16 protein-coding genes and 8 pseudogenes are annotated in these 18,815 nt (G+C 70.1%); 10 read left to right on the top strand and 14 right to left on the bottom strand.

Going from position 1 to position 18,815, the window contains the following annotated elements; all coding sequences use genetic code 11:
* Window positions 1–158: 158 nt before the first annotated feature.
* From ACIBBD_RS34540 to ACIBBD_RS34530, 3 genes and pseudogenes are all read left to right on the top strand, one after another.
* Entirely contained in the window at window positions 159–470 is a 312-nt protein-coding gene (locus tag ACIBBD_RS34540; protein ID WP_399423532.1) for an ArsR/SmtB family transcription factor, read from the top strand.
* Window positions 471–961: 491 nt separating this feature from the next.
* The gene (locus tag ACIBBD_RS34535) at window positions 962–1,168 is read left to right on the top strand and encodes a hypothetical protein (protein ID WP_399423531.1); all 207 of its coding nucleotides are present in this window, start codon (window positions 962–964) and stop codon (window positions 1,166–1,168) included.
* Between the two features lie 72 nt (window positions 1,169–1,240).
* Window positions 1,241–1,449 (top strand): annotated as a pseudogene (locus ACIBBD_RS34530) (transposase); the annotation flags it as partial.
* Between the two features lie 782 nt (window positions 1,450–2,231).
* Here the strand turns inward: ACIBBD_RS34530 and ACIBBD_RS34525 are convergent.
* Window positions 2,232–2,645 (bottom strand): hypothetical protein, encoded by a 414-nt coding sequence (locus tag ACIBBD_RS34525; protein WP_399423530.1) that lies wholly within the window; start codon window positions 2,643–2,645, stop codon window positions 2,232–2,234.
* Window positions 2,646–3,314: 669 nt separating this feature from the next.
* Between ACIBBD_RS34525 and ACIBBD_RS34520 the strand changes: the two genes are divergently transcribed.
* Window positions 3,315–3,968 (top strand): NAD(P)-binding oxidoreductase, encoded by a 654-nt coding sequence (locus ACIBBD_RS34520; RefSeq protein WP_399423529.1) that lies wholly within the window; start codon window positions 3,315–3,317, stop codon window positions 3,966–3,968.
* Between the two features lie 35 nt (window positions 3,969–4,003).
* On the opposite strand, the gene ACIBBD_RS34515 is transcribed toward ACIBBD_RS34520, so the two are convergent.
* From ACIBBD_RS34515 to ACIBBD_RS34500, 4 genes and pseudogenes are all read right to left on the bottom strand, one after another.
* Complete coding sequence (locus tag ACIBBD_RS34515) at window positions 4,004–4,414, bottom strand: DUF6069 family protein (RefSeq protein ID WP_399423528.1); 411 nt, start codon at window positions 4,412–4,414, stop codon at window positions 4,004–4,006.
* Window positions 4,411–5,022, bottom strand: coding sequence for a TetR/AcrR family transcriptional regulator (locus ACIBBD_RS34510; protein ID WP_399423527.1), 612 nt, complete (start codon window positions 5,020–5,022; stop codon window positions 4,411–4,413). Before ACIBBD_RS34510 ends, ACIBBD_RS34515 begins: the two co-directional genes overlap by 4 nt.
* A 138-nt stretch (window positions 5,023–5,160) precedes the next feature.
* Window positions 5,161–5,338: pseudogene (locus tag ACIBBD_RS34505) on the bottom strand (lactate utilization protein C); the annotation flags it as partial.
* Window positions 5,339–5,414: 76 nt separating this feature from the next.
* Window positions 5,415–5,706 (bottom strand): annotated as a pseudogene (locus ACIBBD_RS34500) (TetR family transcriptional regulator C-terminal domain-containing protein); the annotation flags it as partial.
* A gap of 2 nt (window positions 5,707–5,708) precedes the next feature.
* Between ACIBBD_RS34500 and ACIBBD_RS34495 the strand changes: the two are divergent.
* Both ACIBBD_RS34495 and ACIBBD_RS34490 read left to right on the top strand, forming a co-directional pair.
* A pseudogene (locus tag ACIBBD_RS34495) lies at window positions 5,709–5,960 on the top strand (SDR family oxidoreductase); the annotation flags it as partial.
* Window positions 5,953–6,135 (top strand): annotated as a pseudogene (locus ACIBBD_RS34490) (TetR/AcrR family transcriptional regulator); the annotation flags it as partial. The pseudogenes ACIBBD_RS34495 and ACIBBD_RS34490, both read left to right, overlap by 8 nt.
* Window positions 6,136–6,565: 430 nt before the next feature.
* On the opposite strand, the gene ACIBBD_RS34485 reads toward ACIBBD_RS34490, so the two are convergent.
* Window positions 6,566–7,192: a TetR/AcrR family transcriptional regulator C-terminal domain-containing protein gene (locus tag ACIBBD_RS34485; RefSeq protein ID WP_399423526.1), complete on the bottom strand. Its 627-nt coding sequence runs from the start codon at window positions 7,190–7,192 to the stop codon at window positions 6,566–6,568.
* A gap of 64 nt (window positions 7,193–7,256) precedes the next feature.
* On the opposite strand from ACIBBD_RS34485, the gene ACIBBD_RS34480 reads away from it, so the two are divergent.
* The gene (locus tag ACIBBD_RS34480; protein ID WP_399423525.1) at window positions 7,257–8,726 is read left to right on the top strand and encodes an FAD-dependent monooxygenase; all 1,470 of its coding nucleotides are present in this window, start codon (window positions 7,257–7,259) and stop codon (window positions 8,724–8,726) included.
* A gap of 469 nt (window positions 8,727–9,195) precedes the next feature.
* Here ACIBBD_RS34480 and ACIBBD_RS34475 read toward each other — a convergent pair.
* Window positions 9,196–9,521 (bottom strand): annotated as a pseudogene (locus ACIBBD_RS34475) (hypothetical protein); the annotation flags it as partial.
* Window positions 9,522–9,583: 62 nt separating this feature from the next.
* On the opposite strand from ACIBBD_RS34475, the pseudogene ACIBBD_RS34470 reads away from it, so the two are divergent.
* Together ACIBBD_RS34470 and ACIBBD_RS34465 are read left to right on the top strand one after the other, a co-directional pair.
* A pseudogene (locus ACIBBD_RS34470) lies at window positions 9,584–10,415 on the top strand (IS5 family transposase).
* 54 nt (window positions 10,416–10,469) lie between these two features.
* On the top strand, window positions 10,470–11,321 hold the full coding sequence (locus ACIBBD_RS34465) for an RCC1 domain-containing protein (RefSeq protein ID WP_399423524.1): 852 nt from the start codon (window positions 10,470–10,472) through the stop codon (window positions 11,319–11,321).
* A 57-nt stretch (window positions 11,322–11,378) separates the two neighbouring features.
* Here the strand turns inward: ACIBBD_RS34465 and ACIBBD_RS34460 are convergent, their stop codons facing one another.
* Window positions 11,379–11,540 (bottom strand): hypothetical protein, encoded by a 162-nt coding sequence (locus ACIBBD_RS34460; protein ID WP_399423523.1) that lies wholly within the window; start codon window positions 11,538–11,540, stop codon window positions 11,379–11,381.
* Between the two features lie 5 nt (window positions 11,541–11,545).
* Between ACIBBD_RS34460 and ACIBBD_RS34455 the strand changes: the two genes are divergently transcribed.
* On the top strand, window positions 11,546–12,151 hold the full coding sequence (locus ACIBBD_RS34455; RefSeq protein ID WP_399423596.1) for an isochorismatase family protein: 606 nt from the start codon (window positions 11,546–11,548) through the stop codon (window positions 12,149–12,151).
* Between the two features lie 93 nt (window positions 12,152–12,244).
* Here the strand turns inward: ACIBBD_RS34455 and ACIBBD_RS34450 are convergent, their stop codons facing one another.
* The 6 genes and pseudogenes from ACIBBD_RS34450 to ACIBBD_RS34425 all read right to left on the bottom strand — a co-directional run.
* The gene (locus ACIBBD_RS34450) at window positions 12,245–13,426 is read right to left on the bottom strand and encodes a glutamate--cysteine ligase (protein ID WP_399423522.1); all 1,182 of its coding nucleotides are present in this window, start codon (window positions 13,424–13,426) and stop codon (window positions 12,245–12,247) included.
* A gap of 134 nt (window positions 13,427–13,560) precedes the next feature.
* Window positions 13,561–14,370, bottom strand: coding sequence for a hypothetical protein (locus ACIBBD_RS34445; RefSeq protein WP_399423521.1), 810 nt, complete (start codon window positions 14,368–14,370; stop codon window positions 13,561–13,563).
* A 515-nt stretch (window positions 14,371–14,885) separates the two neighbouring features.
* On the bottom strand, window positions 14,886–15,884 hold the full coding sequence (gap, locus tag ACIBBD_RS34440) for a type I glyceraldehyde-3-phosphate dehydrogenase (RefSeq protein ID WP_399423520.1): 999 nt from the start codon (window positions 15,882–15,884) through the stop codon (window positions 14,886–14,888).
* A gap of 106 nt (window positions 15,885–15,990) precedes the next feature.
* The gene (locus ACIBBD_RS34435) at window positions 15,991–16,947 is read right to left on the bottom strand and encodes a GlxA family transcriptional regulator (protein WP_399423519.1); all 957 of its coding nucleotides are present in this window, start codon (window positions 16,945–16,947) and stop codon (window positions 15,991–15,993) included.
* 389 nt (window positions 16,948–17,336) lie between these two features.
* Window positions 17,337–18,317: a threonine/serine dehydratase gene (locus tag ACIBBD_RS34430; RefSeq protein ID WP_399423518.1), complete on the bottom strand. Its 981-nt coding sequence runs from the start codon at window positions 18,315–18,317 to the stop codon at window positions 17,337–17,339.
* A gap of 73 nt (window positions 18,318–18,390) precedes the next feature.
* Window positions 18,391–18,619, bottom strand: a pseudogene (locus ACIBBD_RS34425) (IS256 family transposase); the annotation flags it as partial.
* Window positions 18,620–18,815: the final 196 nt, after the last annotated feature.

Genomic DNA, 18,815 nt, shown 5'->3' with positions numbered 1-18,815 from the left:
AGCAGGAGCTTGCGCAGTGCCAAGCGCACACGCGACAGAACTCGTCGACGTGGCGATGCGGGTGCAGACATGGTTCCCCCAGCGGCGGTAAGGTACGCGTAGTTGCGTACCTCTCGACAAGGTACGCAACTACGCGTACCTTGTCGAGAGGTGAAGTGATGACGGCAGGCGAGTTGGCGCACCCCAGTGCCGAGGAGTTGGAGGTGGGGCCCATCCTCCTGGCGCTCGCTGATCGGAACCGGCGTCGGGTCGTGGCTGAACTGGCCGAACGGCCGGATGAAGAGCGGCTGTGCGCTTCCTTCGATCTGCCGGTGAGCAAGTCCAGTCGCACCCGTCACTGGCGAGTGCTGCGCGAAGCAGGCTTGGTGTACCAGCGTGATGCCGGGAATGGGTTGTACATGCGCCTCCGCAAGGAGGACTTGGACCGCCGGTTTCCGGGCCTCATCCAGGCCGTCATAGCTGCGGACTAGGTGCTCCGACGTACGTCAGCCGCCGTGGGCGTCGATGGTTGATGAGGGCGGCGGCAATGCCGACGAAGGCGAGGAAGTGTTCGGCCCTGTGCTCGTGGCGGCGGTGCAGGCGGCGGCAGCCGGCGAGCCAGGACACGGTGCGTTCAACTGCCCAGCGGTGGCGGCCCAGCCGCCGGGAGGCTCAGTTCCTTTGCGTGCGATGCGGTGGCGGACGCCGTGTCTGCGCAGACGTCCGTAATCGTGTCCGGCCGGGACCTGGGCGGGAGGTTTCGGTGCACCGGCCAGGAGTCGGCCTTCGCACGCGCCGCGCCAGCGGAACAACGGGCGGCGACCCGCCGGCCCGGACAGCGATCGCTGAGACTTCCTGAGGGTGGCTGACGGAGTCATCGAGCAGGGCTGCGTCCGAATCGCGACTGCCCCGGCCCGGCAGAGTCGGTCGACGCCCGTACCGGGGCGGAGTAACCCCAATGGTTCAAGATCGTTGGCGGGGTATGAACAACACCAAGCGCGTACTTGCCGCCGTGGCCCTCGCAGGGGCCGCGTTGACCATGACCGGGACCGCTCACGCCGCGTCGACAGGACTGCACAGCGCGAGGAGCCCGCTCCCACCGCTTCCTTCTCCGGAGTCCTTGATCACCGAAGGAATCACCATCGAAGGCCCCCTGATCAACAACCTTGGGCTGCCGCAGGTGATCTGAGTCGGAAGCCTGTTCGGGTCCATCCTCAACCTCCTTGTTTGAACGGCGAGGTCACCAGTCCGGAGGCGCGCACTGCGGCACCGGTGCCAGCCGTCGGACACCACAGACGCCGAATGGGCGCTGATCGGGTCGCTGTTGCCGGTGCCGGTGCCGGTCTGTCGCACGCCGCGGGTCGGGTGGCCGGAGAAGCATCCGCGCCGGAAATCGCCGACGTCCTCCTCTACGTGCTGGACTCGGGCTGCAAGTGGCGGGCTCTGCCTGCCGACCTCCCCGGTTTCAGAGGTTGTCTCATGCGGTGAGGCGACGGTGACAGATGTGGTTCCGGCTTGGCCGACGAAGGCGAGGAAGCGCATACGAAACGCCGCTGAGTCACTGTCGCCCCGGCCAACTGGTCGGGGCCACATGTGTGTGCGCAGGTGAAGCGCACATCAGGCTCTCGGACATCGTCTGCTCGGTGGTGCGTCCGGCGGGCGCGGGTCGGTCACCGATGCCGGTGGCGTGGTGGAAGGGCAGTCCGGTTCTCTCCTGAAGGGTCACGAGCAAGCAGGTCCGCCAGGCGTTCCGCGATGCTTCGACGGGGTCCTGGTAGGGGTGGGTCACTGCCCGCGCCTACGGTGGGCGCGGGGGAGGCCTCGAGAGCCCTGGCCGGGACCGGGCCTTGGCGGCAGTGGTGTCGGCGAACACGAACGCCACCGGGCCGCAGTGCTTGCACACCGGGCGCCGTGCCTCCTTCTCGGTGCTGCGCAAGGAGGAGTACATGCCCGCGAGCCGGAGCTCTAAGAGGGCGGTTCGTGAGTTTATGGCCGTTTCCAGGTGAGGTTGGGCAGAGGTGCTGGTCGCCGGGCTTCGGTCGGCTACTGCTTCCTGGTGAAGCTGCCGGTGTCGACCTCGGCGAGGACGTCGAGCCTGACGAGGCGTTTCAGCTTGGCGCGAGTGCCTTCGAGCTGGATGCGTTCACTCACCCCTCCACGTCACCAGACCACCGGCTGCGGGCCAGCAGATTCCGCCCGCACCCACACCATCAAGCGACGACAGAAGCAATCAAAGGCTCATGAACCGATCTCTAAGAGGGCGATTCGCTCCGGCCAGGCGTCTCAAGACGGTTGAAGCCGGCGAGGCGGGGCGAGATGGCGAAGGGGAAGGATTCGCCGTCGGGGGTCTTGAGGGCCGCCACGATGTCGTGGTCCGGTGCACCGAATATCTCGAAGTGCTGCACGGTGCAGTGCTCCATCACCTCGCGGATGTACGGATCCGACAGCCGCCAGTGAGCGCGGATGGCATCGGAGTCGCGGTAGAGCTGGAAGCTGTGCGCCAGCATCCGCTCCTCGTCGATGAAGACCTCCACCATGAGCTGGGGGCCGTGCTCTTGAGTGAATGCCACCGCCTGCGCGATGGCGTGCCGGAAGCCGTCGAGGTGTCCGTCGGTGATGCGCATGGTGTTGCGGAAGAGGATGGTGCTGCTGTTTGTGGTCTTCATACATCGAGTGTTGTACCTAAACCAAGGTTGAGGTCAAAAGGTGCAGCTCAGCCGGGGACGTCGGCGACGATGCTGAGGTTGTTGATGAAGCCCTGGCGGGCCCCTTCGCGCTCTTCTCCGGCGTGGAGGACCGAACGGCACCTCTCACCCAAGCCCAATGATGAACCGGACATCAACCCGCAAACCGCCCTCTAAGAGCTCCGGACAAAAGGGGGGCGGCTCGCGACGCCTGGCACGCGCGCTCGCCGCGTTGCCGGAAGGCCCTGGTAGCTCCGCTACAAGGATCTTTCGGCGCCTTGCGATCGCACGCACCGGACGCCGCGAGCTGATCGGACTCCCCTTTTGTCCGGAGCTCTCAGGCCGCCACCGCTACCGCGCGTCCGCGGCGGGGGCGAGCTTCTCGCCACGGCAGCCGACGATGGTGGTACAGCGGCCAGAGGCGCGCCTGCAACCTCTGGCCCGCCGACCGGGCCGAGGGGTCTCAGCCTGCACGAAGGCTCCCCCCGTTCCTTCTGCGAGTTGCGGGCCCACTTCCGCGAAGGCCGACTCCGAACGGGACCGATGGCCTCTGCATGTCTGGAATACCCGCGCTGATCAGGCCGTTGATCGCTGAGGCGTCGCTCTGGCGACGGAGCCGAAGAGACGCATCGAGAGATCGGAGCATCCAAGGTGGACGTCTTCATCATCGGCATCACCGGCGGTATCGGTGGTCTGCTTGCGCAGAAACTGCGCTCGCGGGGAGACGCCGTCCACGGGCTCGTACGCCGGGACGACCAGCAGGCCGAGCTCGCGACGCTGGGAGTGAACGCACGAGTCGGCGATCTTTCCAGCATGACCGTGGACCAACTCGCTGCAGCATTCGGTGACATGGACGTGATCGTCTTCAGCGCCGGATCGAACGGCGGCAGTAAGGAGGTCACGAAAGCCATCGACGGCGATGGCGTCGTCAAGGCCCTCGAGGCGGCACGTCTCGCCGGTGTGAAGCGCTTCGTGCTGGTGTCGGTGCTTCCGGAATCATGGCGGGAACGCAACCTCGGCGAGGAGGTCGAGTACTACTTCGCCGTGAAGAAGGGGGCAGACGTCGCGCTCAGCCGCAGCGATCTGAATTGGCTGATCCTGCGTCCATCACTCCTTGTCGACGGTCCGGGAATCGGCACCGTGTCCCTCGGGCCGGCCGAGTTCCACGGCCAGATCGCTCGCGACGATGTCGCCGCCACCCTCGCTGAACTGCTCCACGAGCCCCGGATCGGCCGACAGATCCTCGAGCTCAACACGGGGGCGACACCCATCGAAGAGGCGGTTCGAGCGAACATCCGCTCTTGACCTTGGGGCTGTTCGCGGCGTACTGATGCTGGCGGTCACCCTCTGGCGGCACCGGCTCCCGCCCCGGGGGACCTGCCGCCGAGGCCCGGGATCAGCACCGCCGCCACCGCCAGGTGCATCAGAGCGAGGGAGACCCGGGTGCCGCCGTCCATGCCGTCGCCGATGAACGGCAGGAACGACAGGGCCAGTACGGCGCCGGCCACCCCGGTCCAGATGGCGCGGGCACGCCGCGCCCCGAACCGCTCCAGGGTGGCCAGCAGTCCCCAGCCGGAGAGCGACGCGAGCAGTGCGACGACCGCCACGGGCACGGCGCCGATGTCGAGCGTCCGCTCGCCGTCGGTGATCCGCAGCCGGTGCCCCACCAGCGGGTCCGCGACCAGCCACACCAGGACAGGGGCCAGGACGGCCAGGGCCGCAACCCCCAGGCGCCTTCTCCGCGGGCTCACTCGGCGCCCCCCGAAAGCGCCCCGTGCAGGAAGACCTCCACCAGTTCCTGCGGGGTCAGGTCGGGCTCGTCCTCCGTACGCGGCTGGGTGAAGAGCAGCCCGAAGAAGAGTGCCGCGATCTGCTCCGGCGGCCGGCGCAGGGCGGCCTTGTCGGGCTCCAGCAGCTCCGCGAGGGCCGCGCGGATACGGGTCGTCGACTCGTCGCGGCCCGCGCCGCGCACCGTGCCGGGGTGCTTGCCGCCGCGATGCCCCAGCGAGCCGGCGATCGCGCCCATCCTGGAAATGTGCGCCTGCAGCGCCTCGGCCGCCTCCGCAAGCCGGTCGCGCAGCGGCTGGGACACGTCGATCGCGTCGAGCTCGCGGACCGCGTGCTCGGGGGAGAGCGCCTCGGCCATGCAGGCCCGCAGCAGCTCGTCCTTGTCGGCGAAGACCCGGAAGATCGTGCCCTCGCCGATGCCCGCGGCGCGGGCGATCTTCGCGGTCGTCACCGCGGCGCCGTACTCGGCGATCAGGGGGATCGCGGTCTGAATGATCATTTTGCGGCGCTGCTCCGGCGACATGCCGGGGGCGCGGCGGCGGGTGGTCTGGTTCTCCTTAGGCGCTGTCATGCCTCGGAGAATACGGAGTGAGGACTCACTCCGTCAATGAGTGAGGACTCACTCCGCTGGGGGACCAGGAGTGGCTCAACTCGGCCGCTACCGGCCGCAGAACCCGGATCGAGGGAGAAGTAGCACCACCTCACCACGCACGACAGCCCGGTGGTCCGCCAGGTTCTCGGCGAGCGGGCCGTGGAGCAGTCACCGTCTGCTCCACGGCCCGCTCGCCGTGCTCCCGCGCGTACCCGCGCACCACGGCCTTGTCGTACGGCGTGTCGTCGACCGGCACGTCCGACGGCGCGCGCACCCGGCCCAGGATCCGTTCCAGAGCGCGGCGATCGCCGGCACGCGGGCGGATCTCTGCTTCCGCTCTGCGGATTTTGCCGCCGGCCCCTCGGCCGTGCGGCAGGTGGCCAGCTTCGCAGGGCCATGTCGGCCACCTGCTGGAGGCCGTCTCGGCTGTTGCCGCTGGCGGCTTGGGCGGCGATGCCGTTTGCCACGGTCACGAGGTAGCGGGCGAGCGGTGCGGTATCGGTGTCGGGGGCAGGTCACCTTCGTCGACGGCTTGTGAAACCGGTCGCGCAAGAGGAAGGTGTGCTCGTTGCGCCAGGAGATGAGGGCGTCGCGGGCATTGCTTCCCGGATCGGCGGTGGCGAGGGATCCTTGGACGCCGAGGCACCCGGTGGGACAGCCGGGGCCTGCAGCAGGTCACCGAAGAGCACTTCGAGGAGACCTCCGGCACCAACGTCCGGGGCACGTTGTTCACGGTGCAGAAGGCGCTTCCGCTGCTCAACGACGGCGCGGCGGTGATCCTCAACTCCTCGGTGCGCGCCGATGACGGTGTCGCGGCGTTCGGCACGTATGCGGCCTCCAAGGCGGCGATACGGTCCTTCGCCCGGACCTGGGCCAACGAACTCAAGGACCGCGGTGTCCGGGTCAACGCGATCACGGTTCCAGCGAGCCGTCGACGACGGCGACCTGCCCCCCGGGACCGATCCGGGGCTACTGGCCCGCTACTTCACCACCTTCGCCTACGGCATCGCCGTACAAGCGGCGAGCGGTGTCGACCGCGACGAACTCCAGGAGATGGCCGACGCCGCCCTGCGCAACTGGCCACTCTCCTGAGACCCGTCCGGGTACGTCTCTCGGCCACCCCGGGTGGGCGCCCGCCACGCGCACCGTCAACCGTCCGCCTCGGACGGTTCCGTGAGCACCATTGGCTGAGACACCCGTACGGGTCACATAACGCCGTCCAGCGCGGTCGCGTCCGGCAGTCGCACGGCCCCGGCCGTACCCTCCGGAAGCGAGGCCGCCATCTCGGCGCCGCGTGTTGAGCACAGCACCACCCGGCCCGCGTAGGGAGGCCGGCGCCCGGAACCGGTCCCACTTGACTTGTGCGCGGGTGGACTGTCCGTGGGGTATGGGCCGGCGTCATGCCGATCGCTGGGCGGAGTCCTTCTCGTGCCACCGTGTCCGCTGCGGCACGAGAAGGACCGGGCGTGCAGCCCGCTTCCGCCGCGGCGGCTGGACGCCCGGTGCCCCGGCGAAGGCGCTGCTACTCGGGCACGCGGGACAGGATCGCGTCCAGCCCGAAGGTGAAACGGTCCTCGAAGGACCCTTGCCGCAGGTAGGTCAGGGACTTGTGCAGTGCCGGGTGCGTGCCGGCGGTCACGGCTCGGGCGAGACGTTCGTCGCCTCGTGCGGGTGCGGCCTGTTCTTCCTGGGTCAGGCCGAGCGTGAAGTAGTTGACCGTCCAAGCCGTCCACGCCGCCTGCTTCTCGGCCGCTCCCGCCCGGAGGAGTGCGTCAACGAGGTGGTCGGCGAAGCGCAGGGTGTGGGGTTCGGCGGGGTAGGTGCCGGTCACCAGGGCGGCACCGTCGCGGTGCGCGAGCAGCGCCTGCCGGTAGCGGCCGGCCAGCTCCCGCACGCGTTGCCGAGGCGCGGCGGGCAGGTCGTCGTAGCGGATGCCGGCGAGGACGGCGTCGGCCATCAGCTCCAGCATCCGGGCCTTGGTCTTCACATGCCACAGCACGGTGTTCATCCGGACCCCGAGGCGGTCCGCCACCGCCCGGGTCGACAGCCCTTCCATCCCCCGTTCCTGCAGCACCTGGAGCGCGGCGTCGATCACGGCCGTGCGGGTGAGCTGGCCCGCGGCGTCTTCCCCGGCTTGCCTCTTGGTCACTGACCTAGTTTACTGCAGGGCAGTTCTTGGTCACCGACCAAGGGTCGAGAGAAGGGGGAAGGTCATGGACTGTCAGGTTGTCGTCGCCGGCGGAGGTCCCGTGGGCCTGTGGCTGGCCGGCGAGCTGCGCCGCGCCGGCATCACCGTCGCCGTCATCGAGATGCGGACCGAGCGCGACATGCGTTCCCGCGCCCTGACCGTGCATCCGCGCACCATCGAGACATTCGCCTCCCGCGGCGTGCACGAGCCCTTTGTCCGCGAGGGCATGCCGCTGCCCGGCGGCCACTTCGGCGTGCTGGAGTCGCGGCTGGACTTCCGTCGCCTGCCCAGCCCCTTCCCCCACACCCTCGCCCTGCCCCAGGAGCGCACCGAGGCACTGCTGGAGCAGCAGGCCCTCGACCTGGGCGCGGACATCCTGCGAGGCCAGGAGGTCACGGGCTTCACCGACGGACCTGACCACGTCGTGGTGCACCTCACCGGACCGCACGGGCCCTGCACCCTCCGGACGGCGTACCTGGTCGGCTGCGACGGCGCCCGCAGCACCGTCCGTACCGTGGCCGGCATCGACTACCCCGGCACCCCCTCCACCGTGCTCGGCTGGCTCGGCGACGTCCGTCTCGACCAGCCCCCGGCCCCCGGCTACAGCTACTTCGGCCCCATGGGCACGCTCATGGCCGTGCCCATGCCCGGCGGCATCCACCGCCTGGTCGGTATCACCCCCCGCGACCTGACCACCACCTGGCCCGGCGACCTCACCCTGGACGAACTGCGCGAGAACGTCATCGCCATGGCCGGCACCGACTTCGGCATGCGCGATCCGATCTGGCTCTCCCGCTACGGCAACGCCACCCGCCTGGCCGCCCACTACCGCAAGGGCCGCGTCTTCCTCGCCGGTGACGCCGCCCACCAGCACTTCCCCGCCGGTGGAGTCGGCATGAACGTCGGCATTCAGGACGCCGGCAACCTCGCCTGGAAGCTCGCCGCCACCCTCAACGGCTGGGCCCCCGATGCTCTGCTGGACACCTACCACACCGAACGCCACCCGGTCGGCGTCAACCTCACCGAGACCAGCCGCGCCCAGGTCGCCCTGATGACCGCCTTCACCCCCGAGGGCCTGAGCCTGCGCGGCCTGCTCGCCCGGCTGATCACCACGCTGCCCGACCTCAACGACCAACTGGCCGCCCAGGTCAGTTCACTTGCCGTCACCTACCCGCCCGCAGAGCCCCGTGCGCACCCACTGACCGGCACTCGCGCCCCCGACCTCGCCCTTGGCGACACCGGCCTGTTCGCCCTGCTGCGCGCCGACAGCTACCTCCTGCTGGACCTCACCCCCAGCGGCCGCCTCGACCGGCTCGCCCGGCCCGGGCTGCGCGTGCACACCGGCACCCTGCACCTGCCCCCGGCCGACTGGACCGGCATCCGCGCCGCCCTCATCCGCCCCGACGGCCACATCGCCTGGGCCGACACCCGTCACGAAGACACCGCCCGCACGGACGGCCTGGGCGCCGCCCTCGCCGTCACGCACCGAAAGTGAGCCCTTCCACGAGCGTCCGGCGCATCGACCCGCCCGGCCTGTACGCCGCACCCGGCCGCATCAGCCAGGCCGTCACCACCACGGCCGGCGCTCATCCACCTCTCGGGACAGATCGCCCGGAACGCGTGGGGCAGCCCCACAGGCGGTAAACCACGCCGTCCAGGCGGCCGTCATCGCCCGGGACACCACCACCGCCCTCGCCGCGGGCGCCACCCGCGACGACATCATCAAGCCAGCGCCGCCCAGGCCCTGGACGTCCGGACCGAGCCGGGCGGCGAGTTCTGGGGATGGGCCGGAGCGCACCCTGGGCGCCCCGGCCCGCACCGCCCCGCCGGCGCCCCCATCTGGCTGCGGCTGCCCAGGCGGCTCCCACGCCGACCGTCCCGGCAGTCGGCGCGCCGTCCGCCCCGGTCTGCGATCCGGCGGCCTTCACCCGACCGAGAAGGGCTCCAGCGGTTGCGGCAGCTCGTCACTGCTCGTCGAGGGATGCCTGCCGGGCAAGGAAGTCATCGAACGCCGCCTTCTGCTTGGGGTCCATGAAGCCTTGGCGGACGTTGCGGGCCTCCTCCTGGAGCCAGTGCGCCCGTCGGGGTGCAATAGCTCGGCGACCACCACGCCTTTGCGAGCAACGGCCGTGCGCCCTCCTGCGCGACGACGAAAGAGCGTAAACGCGCCGAATTCCGCTGGGTGGGCCAACTCCGGCTCCTCTGCCCGGTTCTCGTCCCCAGCGCCACTCGTCGGGTAGGCGGTGGGGGCGCAATGCTCCCAGAGCGCCAGTGTGGCCGCGGGCATTAAGGACTGGAATCAGAATGAGGGATTGACGTGGTGTCAGTCAGCGTTGAAGCGGCCCGGAGGGGGTGGTCGCGACCGAGACGCGTGGTGGGCGCAAGCCGTGGGAGGTTGACGATGGGCTGTGGGAGCGCATCGAGCCGCTGTTGCCGGTGATTGAGCGGCGCTTCCGGTACCCGGGGCGTCGTCGGCTCGATGACCGGCGGGTTCTGTGCGGCATCCTGTTCGTGTTCTACACGGGCATCCCCTGGCGCTGCCTCCGCAGGAACTCGGCTTCGGCTCCGGGATGACCTGCTGAAGGCGACTGCGGGAGTGGAACGATGCCGGGGTCTGGCAGCGCCTGCACGAGCTGCTGCTGGCCGAACTGCGGGCGGCCGGCATACTGGATCTCTCTCGGGCGTCAGTCGACTCAAGCCATCTGCGGCGGTGAAAGGTGGTGCGGCCACCAGCCCGTCCCCGGTGGACCGGGGCAAGACCGGCAGCAAGCACCACGTGATCGTCGAGGCTCACGGCATCCCGCTGGCCACCACGCTGACCGGCGGCAACCGCAACGACGTGACCCAGCTGAACCCACTGATCCGAGCGGTCCCGCCGATCCGAGGCAAACGCGGCCAACCGCTGCGCCGCCCGAAGCACCTCTGCGCCGCCCGCGGCTACGACCACGAGAGCTACCGCGACCAAATCCGACGGTTCGAGATCACCCCGCACATCGCCCGGCGCGGCACCGAACACGGCTCCGGACGCGGCGTACACCGCTGGGTCGTGGAAGGCGCCATCGCACTACTGCACTGGTTCCGCCGCCTACGCATCCGCTGGGAGATCCGGGACGACATCCACCAGGCCTTCATCACACTCGGTTGTGCCGTCATCTGCTGGCGACGACTGAGGAGCCCGCTCTGATTCCAGGCCAAAGTAAGGTGGAATCCCGTGTCGCAACTAGCGCGAGGAGGCGGAATGCTCGCCGACTCGTCGGCGCTGGCGGCCGGAAGGCGTCATTCGGTCGGACGGCGCTGCGATGGAACCGTTCTCGCCGTGGGCAATACCGCAGCCGCTGAATGTCGTGTCGAGCGATGGGAAGACGTCGTCGCGGTGGCAGCTGGCAACGTCCATACCGCGACGAACACGGGCAGGTCTCATACTGTGGGACTCCGGTCGGACGGCACGGTGCTGGCAACGGGGTGGAATGGCGATGGGCAATGTGATGTCGCCGGATGGCGAGGCGTTACGGCCGTGGCCGCAGGCTGGCGCCGCACGCTCGGGCTACTCGCGAATGGCCGCGTGCTAGCAGTTGGCCGGAGTTCAGAAGGACAGTGCGACGTGGAGTCCTGGCGCGACATGGTGGTCGTCTCGTGTGGTGACTGGCACTCGGTCGGCGTCCGGTCAGATGGTTGTGCACTGGCCGCGGGGAACAACCGACGAGGGCAGTGTGACGTTGAAGGATGGCGTGACCTGGCCGCCATCTCGGCCGGGTACCTCCATACCGTCGGCCTCAGAGCCGACGGGCGGGCAGTAGCGACCGGAGACCGGGTAGCCGGGGCGTGCGAGGTCGATGAATGGGAAGACGTGGTGGCGCTCGGCGCGGGCAGCTACCACACCGTCGGGGTCACTGCGTCCGGGCGGGTCCTCGCGGTGGGTGACAACAGCTACGGACAGTGCGAAGTCGGCGATTGGCACGACATCGTCGCCGTGGCGGCCGGTTCAACGCACACCCTCGGCCTGCGTGCCAACGGCACAGTCGTGGCCGCAGGGAACAATGACGACAGACAGTGCGAAGTCGATGCTTGGTCCGGAATCCAGCTTCCATAGGCCTCCGGATTGCGCCAAGGCGAACTGACACGCCGTCATTCCCGGTCCCGAGAGACCTCATTCTCTTTCCAGTCCTCGGACCGCGTGTTCCGCCTTTTCACGCCCCTCCCACATGAACGTGACAGTGACGGGCTCGCCGACCGCCTCGGCCAACCCGAGCATCCTTTCCACCTCATCGTTGATCGGGTAACCCACCACTACGTCGATTCGAATGCTCATGCTGTCTGACGCTACTGGCCGCTTCTGACACCCGGCCCCAAGCTCACGTCCCTCGTCGGCGACGGCGCACCGAGGAGACCGTGCGTGCCCGCGGGGTCGAGGAGGTCGATGGGGTGGGCACCGCGACGGATCACGGTGTCCGTGCGACTGCGCCGGAGGCCGTGAAGGCAGGCGTCCGCGTTCGCGTACTCATGGACGACTTGGTCGGAGTCGCACTCCGCACCACCGCCGCGGCCCTGGACGGTTTCCAGCAGGTCGGCGTGGCCGTGTCCGGCGCTGCACCAGCGCAGCAGAACCCGCCGAGCACCGGGCTCGGCCTGTGCCGATCGCTGGTCGGTCAGAGGCGGCGCGAGGTTGCCGCGGCCGGTCCCCGCACGCGGCCTGCGGTCGTATGGACGTCGGTGTCCTGCGCGGACGGGTGGTTGACCGAGCCGACCCACACCTCGTGTCCCGCGGCCGCGAGGGCGTTGGCATACGGGGCATGGCAGGTGTCGAGGTCAGCCGGGTGCTTCCCTCAGGGAGACGACGTTGCGGGGTTGGGGTGCGCGCGCCCATCATTGCTGCACGAGGGGGGGTGCCTCAGATGCCCGCAGCCGGCCACGGGGCCGTGACTTCCCGGGGCAACGTTGCTTACGGGCACGGACGGGCAGACGGATCGCGATGCCGGCCGGACCGGGCCTCTCTCCGGGAGCGTGCGAAACCTCTCAACCCGATGCGCTGGTCAGGGAGATGAGCTGGTCGACGACGTCAGTGAGACGGGCTCTACGCCGGTAGGCGGCGCGTTGCCGGTCGGCGCCGCTGCCGGCAGCGCGCACGCGTGACCAGAGCCTGTTCACCAGTTCCGTGTCGCCGTGCTCGTGGAGGGCGGGTTGCAGCCACGACAGGAGCTGGTCGACCTGGTCGACGGCGGGGGACAGACGGCCGGTGGACAGGTCGATACCCTGCCCGGCCAGGCCGTCGCGGGCCGCCCGCCAGCACGCGGCGCGCAGCATCTCCGGCCCGGGCCGGAAAACCGGGTCGCCGGCGGTGGTGGCCCGCAGGGCCGTGGCGGCCATCGCCCTGATGAGACCGGCGAGCAGCACGGTCTCACCCGGGGTGGCGGCCGCGTCCGCGACGCGGAATTCGAGCGTGGGTACGTGGTGGGAGGGCCGGATGTCCCAGTACAGGCCGCCGCGGTCCATGACGCTCCCGGTGGCGATGAAGCCGGCGACGAGGTCCTCGAAGTGGGAAGGGGACTCGAAGTACGGGGGAGGCCCGGCCACCGGCCACCGTCCCCAGGTCGTCGTGCGCCAGCTGGCGTACCCGGTGTCCCGCCCGGCCCAGAAGGGTGAGTTGCCGGTGAGAGCCGTCAGGGCCGGGATCCAGGGGCGCAGACGGTTGCTGATCTGCAGCGCTGTCGCGAGGTCGGGAACCCCGACGTGGATGTGACAGGCGCAGGCACACTGCTCGTCGTCCAGGGCACCGAACATGGCGGCACTCAACGTGTAGCGCGGGCCGGGGGTCAGCGGCGGCGGGGACGTCTGGCCGAGTACCGGGCTGCCGCTGGAGATGACGCGCAGACCCCGGCGGGCGGCGGCCCGGACGACCGCCGCGCGCGTGGAACGGACCTGCTCGGCGAAGTCCGCAAGGCTGGTGTGCGGGTCGGTCCGCACCTCGACCTGGTAGCGCGTCAGCTCTGTGCCGACGCGTTCGCCGAGTTCTCCCGCGGCCTCGGCCACCACTGTGTCCGCTTGCGCGCTCACCGCGCGCGATACCGGGTCGACCAGAAGGAATTCCTCCTCCGCTCCCACCGTCAGCGGGGCCTGGCTGCCTGCGGTCGTCCGGCTTCGGCCATGGCAAGGGAGCAGTCCTTGTGTACCGGCAGACGTACGCCCTGTACTCGTCATGGTCACCATGCTGTCACGGACGGTGAGACCGAGGCGAGGCGCAAAGACGACATCCCAGGGGACCTGGCAGGACCAGCCGTCGCGGACCCACAGCTGGCGCACGCCCTGAATGGTGCAGGTCAGGTGGGACGTCGTCAGTACGCCCCGAACGACCAGAAGACGCCCACCTCGTCGTCGGTTACCGCGATCAGGCCCAGGTCGTCGAAGAGGTCGAGGCCGTTGAGGTACTCGGAGGTGAGGTAACCGTTGGATTTGGTGCCCTGCAGGCCCGCTGCGAGGAAGTCCGGGGCCGGGTCAGAGGCGGCCGCCGTCGCGTTGGTCCAGTAGCGCGCGGTGGGCCCGTACCGGTCGAGCAGGGTCCGCGCATCCGCCAGCACGGCGTCCCGGTCCGGGCGGGAGCGGACGGGGGCAGGCTCCGACTGCCATTCCTCGGCCATGATGGCGAGCGCGGCGACCGCCGCCTCCTCCTCCAGCGGGTACAGGCGGCCGGGCAACTCTGATGCGTCCGAGGGGTCGAAGGGGTACGCAGGCACCGTGTGGCGGGCGGCGTTGGTGCGGTCCCAGTCCAGTCGGACCCAGCCCCTTGGGTCGGGGACCGACCGGTGCAGCACGGCGCGGACATCGTGCGCCCAGTCCTCGTACCGCCGAGGGCCGGTAGCCGCGAAGGTGTACGTGTCGTCGAGCAGCCGCAGCGCCGCCGCGTTCCAGGGACAACGACGGGAGCGGTACTCCACCAGCAGACTGCCGACTTGACGGGCGAAGGCGTCCTTCGGCTCGCAGGGGACGCGCCGGAGCTGATCGAGGGCCCAGCGGACGAGCTCGCCCCCTCCTTCCGCTGCGAGGCGGGCCGGCTCCTGCGGGAGCGGGAGGTCCGTTCCGTCCCACAGCGCCTCCAGGTGCGCATCGAGCAGGTCCAGGGCGGTCCGGTCGGCAGGCAGGGGCATTTCGCCATTTTAGGCGGCCGCTTTCACACAATGCCGGGCCGGGTGATAGGCGAGATGCACGCATCACCGGAGTCAGCAGCGAATCCAGCCGCACCGACGCCAGGCTGAATGGTCCCCGGAGCTGGTTGCTGCGGCGGGTCCATGCCACGCGAACTGGAAGAAGGCGACCACTACGTCGAGTGGAACAGCGGAGACCTGCTTCACCGGTACGAGTCGTTGGCGGCTGGTTCCGTCCTGGGTCCGAGGTCCCACTGTGGGCTTGACCAGGGGGCGGGTCCGTCTGACAGCCGCCAAATTCGCGGGGCGTCGCAGACTGTCAGGGGTGGCGGTAGGCCATCGCGGGGCGACGCTCGAAGAGCCCCTTGACCGGCCGTGGCGCTCCCGCACCCTCCGGGGGCAGGCGGACCCGCTGCTGTGACTGGTCGCTCTGGCCGGCCCGACGGGTCAACCAGAGCGACCAAAGGACGTGCCGGCCGGCGCGGTCGCCCGAGGCGGGGCGCCACCCCGGCGTCCGGTCAGCGGGTGGCGAGCAACCCGAGCGTGTCGATCACGCGGTTCGAGAAGCCCCACTCGTTGTCGTACCACGCGACCACCTTGACGTGGCGGCCGTCGACGCGGGTGAGGGCCGAGTCGAAGATCGACGAAGCGGGATTGCCCACGATGTCGGAGGAGACGAGCGGGTCGTCCGAGTACTCGAGGATGCCCGCGAGCGGCCCCTCCGCCGCGGCGCGGTACGCCGCCAGCACGTCGTCGCGCGTCACGTCGCGGGCGACGGTCGTGTTGAGTTCGACGATCGAGCCCACCGGCACCGGTACACGGATCGAGTCGCCCGACAGCTTGCCGTCGAGGTTCGGCAGCACCAGGCCGATCGCCTTGGCGGCGCCGGTCGTGGTCGGCACGATGTTGACGCCGGCGGCCCGGGCGCGACGGGCGTCGCGGTGCGGACCGTCCTGCAGGTTCTGCTCCTGCGTGTAGGCGTGCACCGTCGTCATGAACCCGTGTTCGATACCGGCGAGTTCGTCGAGGACCGCGGCCAGCGGCGCGAGCGCGTTGGTGGTGCAGGAGGCGTTCGAGACGATCGTGTGCACGGCCGGGTCGTAGGCGTCGGTGTTGACCCCGAACGCGAGCGTGACGTCGGCGCCGTCCGACGGCGCGCTGACGAGCACCTTCTTCGCGCCCGCGTCGAGGTGGGCCCGGGCGGCCTTGGCCGAGGTGAAGCGGCCGGTGGCTTCCAGGACGATGTCGACGCCGAGTTCGGCCCACGGCAGCTGCGCCGGTTCGCGCTCGGCCAGCACCGTGATCCGACGGCCGTCGACGACGAGGGCGTCCCCGTCGACGGTCACCGGGCGCCCGAGCCGGCCGGCCGTGCTGTCGAAGGCGAGCAGCCGGGCGAGAGCGGCGGGCTCCGTCAGGTCGTTCACGGCGACGATCTCGAGGGCGCTGTCGCGCCCCAGCAGCGCGCGCAGCACATTGCGTCCGATGCGGCCGAATCCGTTGATGGCGATGCGAGTCATGAGTGATGTCCCTTCCCTTCCCCACCAGGCTCGCCCGCGGCCGGCGCCGCTGACAGTGGCGGGATCGCCACGGTTCAAAAGGATCCCGCCAGCGGTGCCGGGCGGGTCACTCGCCCCGGGTGAAGGTGCGCCGGTACTCGCTCGGTGTGGTGCCGAGGATGCGCTGGAAGTGCAGGCGCAGGTTCGCGCCGGTGCCGAGCCCGACGTCGGCGGCGATCTGTTCGACGCCGCGCTGCGAGCGCTCGAGCAGTTCGCGGGCCAGGTCGATGCGGGCGCGCATCACCCACTGCATCGGCGTGTAGCCGGTCTCCTCGACGAAGCGCCGGGAGAACGTGCGCGGCGAGACCCCCGCCTGCCGCGCCAGTAAGTCGAGGGTGAGGGGCTCGCCGAGCCGGTGCAGCGCCCACTCGCGGGTGGCGGCGAACCGCTCACCGAGCGGCTCGGGGACGCTGCGCGGCACGTACTGGGCCTGGCCGCCGCTGCGGTAGGGGGCCGCAACCAGACGCCGGGCCGCGTGGTTGGACGCGGCCACTCCGAGGTCGCCGCGCAGGATGTGCAGGCACAGGTCGATGCCGGAGGCGGCGCCGGCCGAGGTGAGCACGCTGCCCTCGTCGACGAACAGCACGTTCTCGTCGACCCGGACGAGCGGATGCCTGGCCGCGAGTGCCCGCGTGTAGTGCCAGTGCGTCGTGGCGCGCCTGCCGTCGAGCAGGCCCGTGGCGGCGAGCGCGAAGGCACCCGTCGAGATGGCGGCGAGCCGCGCGCCCCGGTCGTGCGCGGCGTTCAGTGCCTCGACGACGGCCCGCGGCGGGTCGTCGCGGTCCGGGAACCGGTAGCCGGGGACGAAGACGATGTCGGCCCACGCCAGCGCGTCGAGGCCGTGGGCGACGTAGTACGCGAGGCCATCGCCACCGGTCACGAGACCGGGTGTCGCCCCGCACACCCGCACCTCGTACGGCATGCTCGCGCGGGTCGTGAAAACCTGCGCAGGAATGCCGACATCGAGCGGCTTCGCACCCTCGAGCACAAGGACGGCGACGCGATGCAGGCGGGAGACTGGCACAGGAAGAGGTTACGTGGGGCGTGACGTCGATACGCCCACTGCGCGGACCGGGCAACCGGGCAGACGACACACCGGCCGGCCGGGCTGTCTTGCACGTGGCAGTCCCCGCCCGTCCTCCCACCCGTCGCCCGCCTCCAGCCGGTCTGGCATCGAAACCCGCGCTCAAGAGGTCCGGCGTTCCCGCTGGCGCGTGCGCGCTGGATCACGTGGTGCAGTGTCTCGTCGAAGGGCGGGCTGATGGTGTCGGTACAGGCCTGGCGGGCGGAGGCGAGGCGCTGCCATTGCTCGGGGCCAGTGCGGACGGGACATCCGTCACGGCTGCTGCTCCGACCTGTCGGGAGGTGTGCGGTGCGGGTGATGGTCAGCTGCTGTCTGGCGTGGACCGATGGTCACGACTCGTGGATGGGAGGGGCACCGACCCAGCGGTGGTAGGCGTCCATGTCGACGTTGCTGCCGCACACGATGGTGACGACGTGTCGGCCGGCGAAGCGGTCACGGTCCTCGAGGATCGCCGCGATGCCGAGCGCGGCCGACGGTTCGACGACGAGGCCGGCGTGGTCAAGGAGCATCCGCATACCGGCGACGATCGACGCTTCCTGGACCAGGACGGCGTCGTCAGCGACCAGGAGGAGGTCGTCCAGGACGGCCGGGATGGGACGCCGGCCGGCGACGCCGTCAGCGATGGTGTCGGTCGAGTCGGTGGTGACGACGCGCCGTTGGTGCCACGAGTGTGTCATCGCCGGTGCGCCCGACGGCTGGACGCAGATCACCTCGACTTCGGGTGCCAATGCCTTCACCACATGACCCACGCCGGTGGCCAGCGCCCCACCGCCGAGAGCGATCAGGACGGTGTCGAACGACGGCGCGTTGTCCACCAGTTCCAGGCCGATGGTCGCCGCGCCCTCGCAGGTCTCGATGTCCAGGCTGTCCTCGACCAGCCGGATGCCGTCGTACCGTGCGATGGCCGCCGCCCGCTCGCGAGCCATCTCGTGGTCGCCGTCCACCAGCTCCAACCCGGCGTCCAATGCGCGGATGCGATCAAGCTTGGCCCGAGTCGCATAGCGGGATGCCACGACTGTGACGTCGAGTCCCCGGTTGCGACCGGACCACGCGAGGGCTTGGCCAAGGTTGCCCGCGCTCGCGCACACCGCGGCTCGCGAGGCATTGCCGGCCAGCAGGCTCGCGACCACCTCGGTGCCGCGGGCCTTGAAGCTGCGGACCGGGTTCGCCGTTTCGAGCTTGATGCTCACCGTGCACCCGAGGCCTGGCTCCAGCGCCTCGCAGCGGTACAGCGGAGTGTCGAGAAAGACCGGGTCGATCACCCGGCGAGCCGCCCGAATCCGAACAGTGTCGAGACGCGTCTCCTGCACGACACAGCAGCGTAGCGTCACCGGCGCCGGTTCCATGAGCAACTGCCATGAATCGAAGGTCGGTCGAGGTGTGTCACGCTGCGGCGGGTTCCGCGGGGCGTTCGACGAGGCGACCGTACTCGAAGCGGGCGCCGGCCCGGACGAGGGCGACGAGGTGGGGTGCGGTCACAACGCGCCCGCGGGCCTGGGCGGACTCGACAAGCTGGAACACCAGCGCCAGTGCGGCGGGGGCTGCCCGCGCCGCGCGTGACCTTCGTACGGAGTCTCACCGTGGAGAGGGTCGACTCGATGGAGTCGGTGGTCAGGGCGTATGCCGGCTGGTCGGCGCGGAGGACGCACGACATGGACGGAAGCTGCCGACTCGTCGCGGTGAGAGTCACCGCTCCGGCCGGCTGCATCGACGCAGAGGCACCCTGTCCCGGCGTCGGCGTTCCCGGTCCGGCCTTCACCCATGACGGGGCACCGGAGCGAGTGCGTTCAGGACCGCGGACCCACCCC

Source organism: Streptomyces sp. NPDC051315, from assembly GCF_044455165.1.
GTDB lineage: Bacteria > Actinomycetota > Actinomycetes > Streptomycetales > Streptomycetaceae > Streptomyces.
Note: the sequence above shows the minus strand (reverse complement) of the source record. Positions and strands in the feature narration are given on the sequence as shown.

What these genes read in the sequence shown, in the direction of transcription:
- ACIBBD_RS34540 (WP_399423532.1), top strand. Translation starts at nt 159, where the DNA reads ATGACGGCAGGCGAGTTGGCGCACCCCAGTGCCGAGGAGTTGGAGGTG.
- ACIBBD_RS34460 (WP_399423523.1), bottom strand. Translation starts at nt 11,540, where the DNA reads ATGAGCATTCGAATCGACGTAGTGGTGGGTTACCCGATCAACGATGAG.
- ACIBBD_RS34480 (WP_399423525.1), top strand. Translation starts at nt 7,257, where the DNA reads ATGGACTGTCAGGTTGTCGTCGCCGGCGGAGGTCCCGTGGGCCTGTGG.
- ACIBBD_RS34535 (WP_399423531.1), top strand. Translation starts at nt 962, where the DNA reads ATGAACAACACCAAGCGCGTACTTGCCGCCGTGGCCCTCGCAGGGGCC.
- ACIBBD_RS34465 (WP_399423524.1), top strand. Translation starts at nt 10,470, where the DNA reads ATGCTCGCCGACTCGTCGGCGCTGGCGGCCGGAAGGCGTCATTCGGTC.
- gap (WP_399423520.1), bottom strand. Translation starts at nt 15,884, where the DNA reads ATGACTCGCATCGCCATCAACGGATTCGGCCGCATCGGACGCAATGTG.
- ACIBBD_RS34510 (WP_399423527.1), bottom strand. Translation starts at nt 5,022, where the DNA reads ATGACAGCGCCTAAGGAGAACCAGACCACCCGCCGCCGCGCCCCCGGC.
- ACIBBD_RS34445 (WP_399423521.1), bottom strand. Translation starts at nt 14,370, where the DNA reads ATGCCCCTGCCTGCCGACCGGACCGCCCTGGACCTGCTCGATGCGCAC.
- ACIBBD_RS34525 (WP_399423530.1), bottom strand. Translation starts at nt 2,645, where the DNA reads ATGAAGACCACAAACAGCAGCACCATCCTCTTCCGCAACACCATGCGC.
- ACIBBD_RS34450 (WP_399423522.1), bottom strand. Translation starts at nt 13,426, where the DNA reads ATGACGAGTACAGGGCGTACGTCTGCCGGTACACAAGGACTGCTCCCT.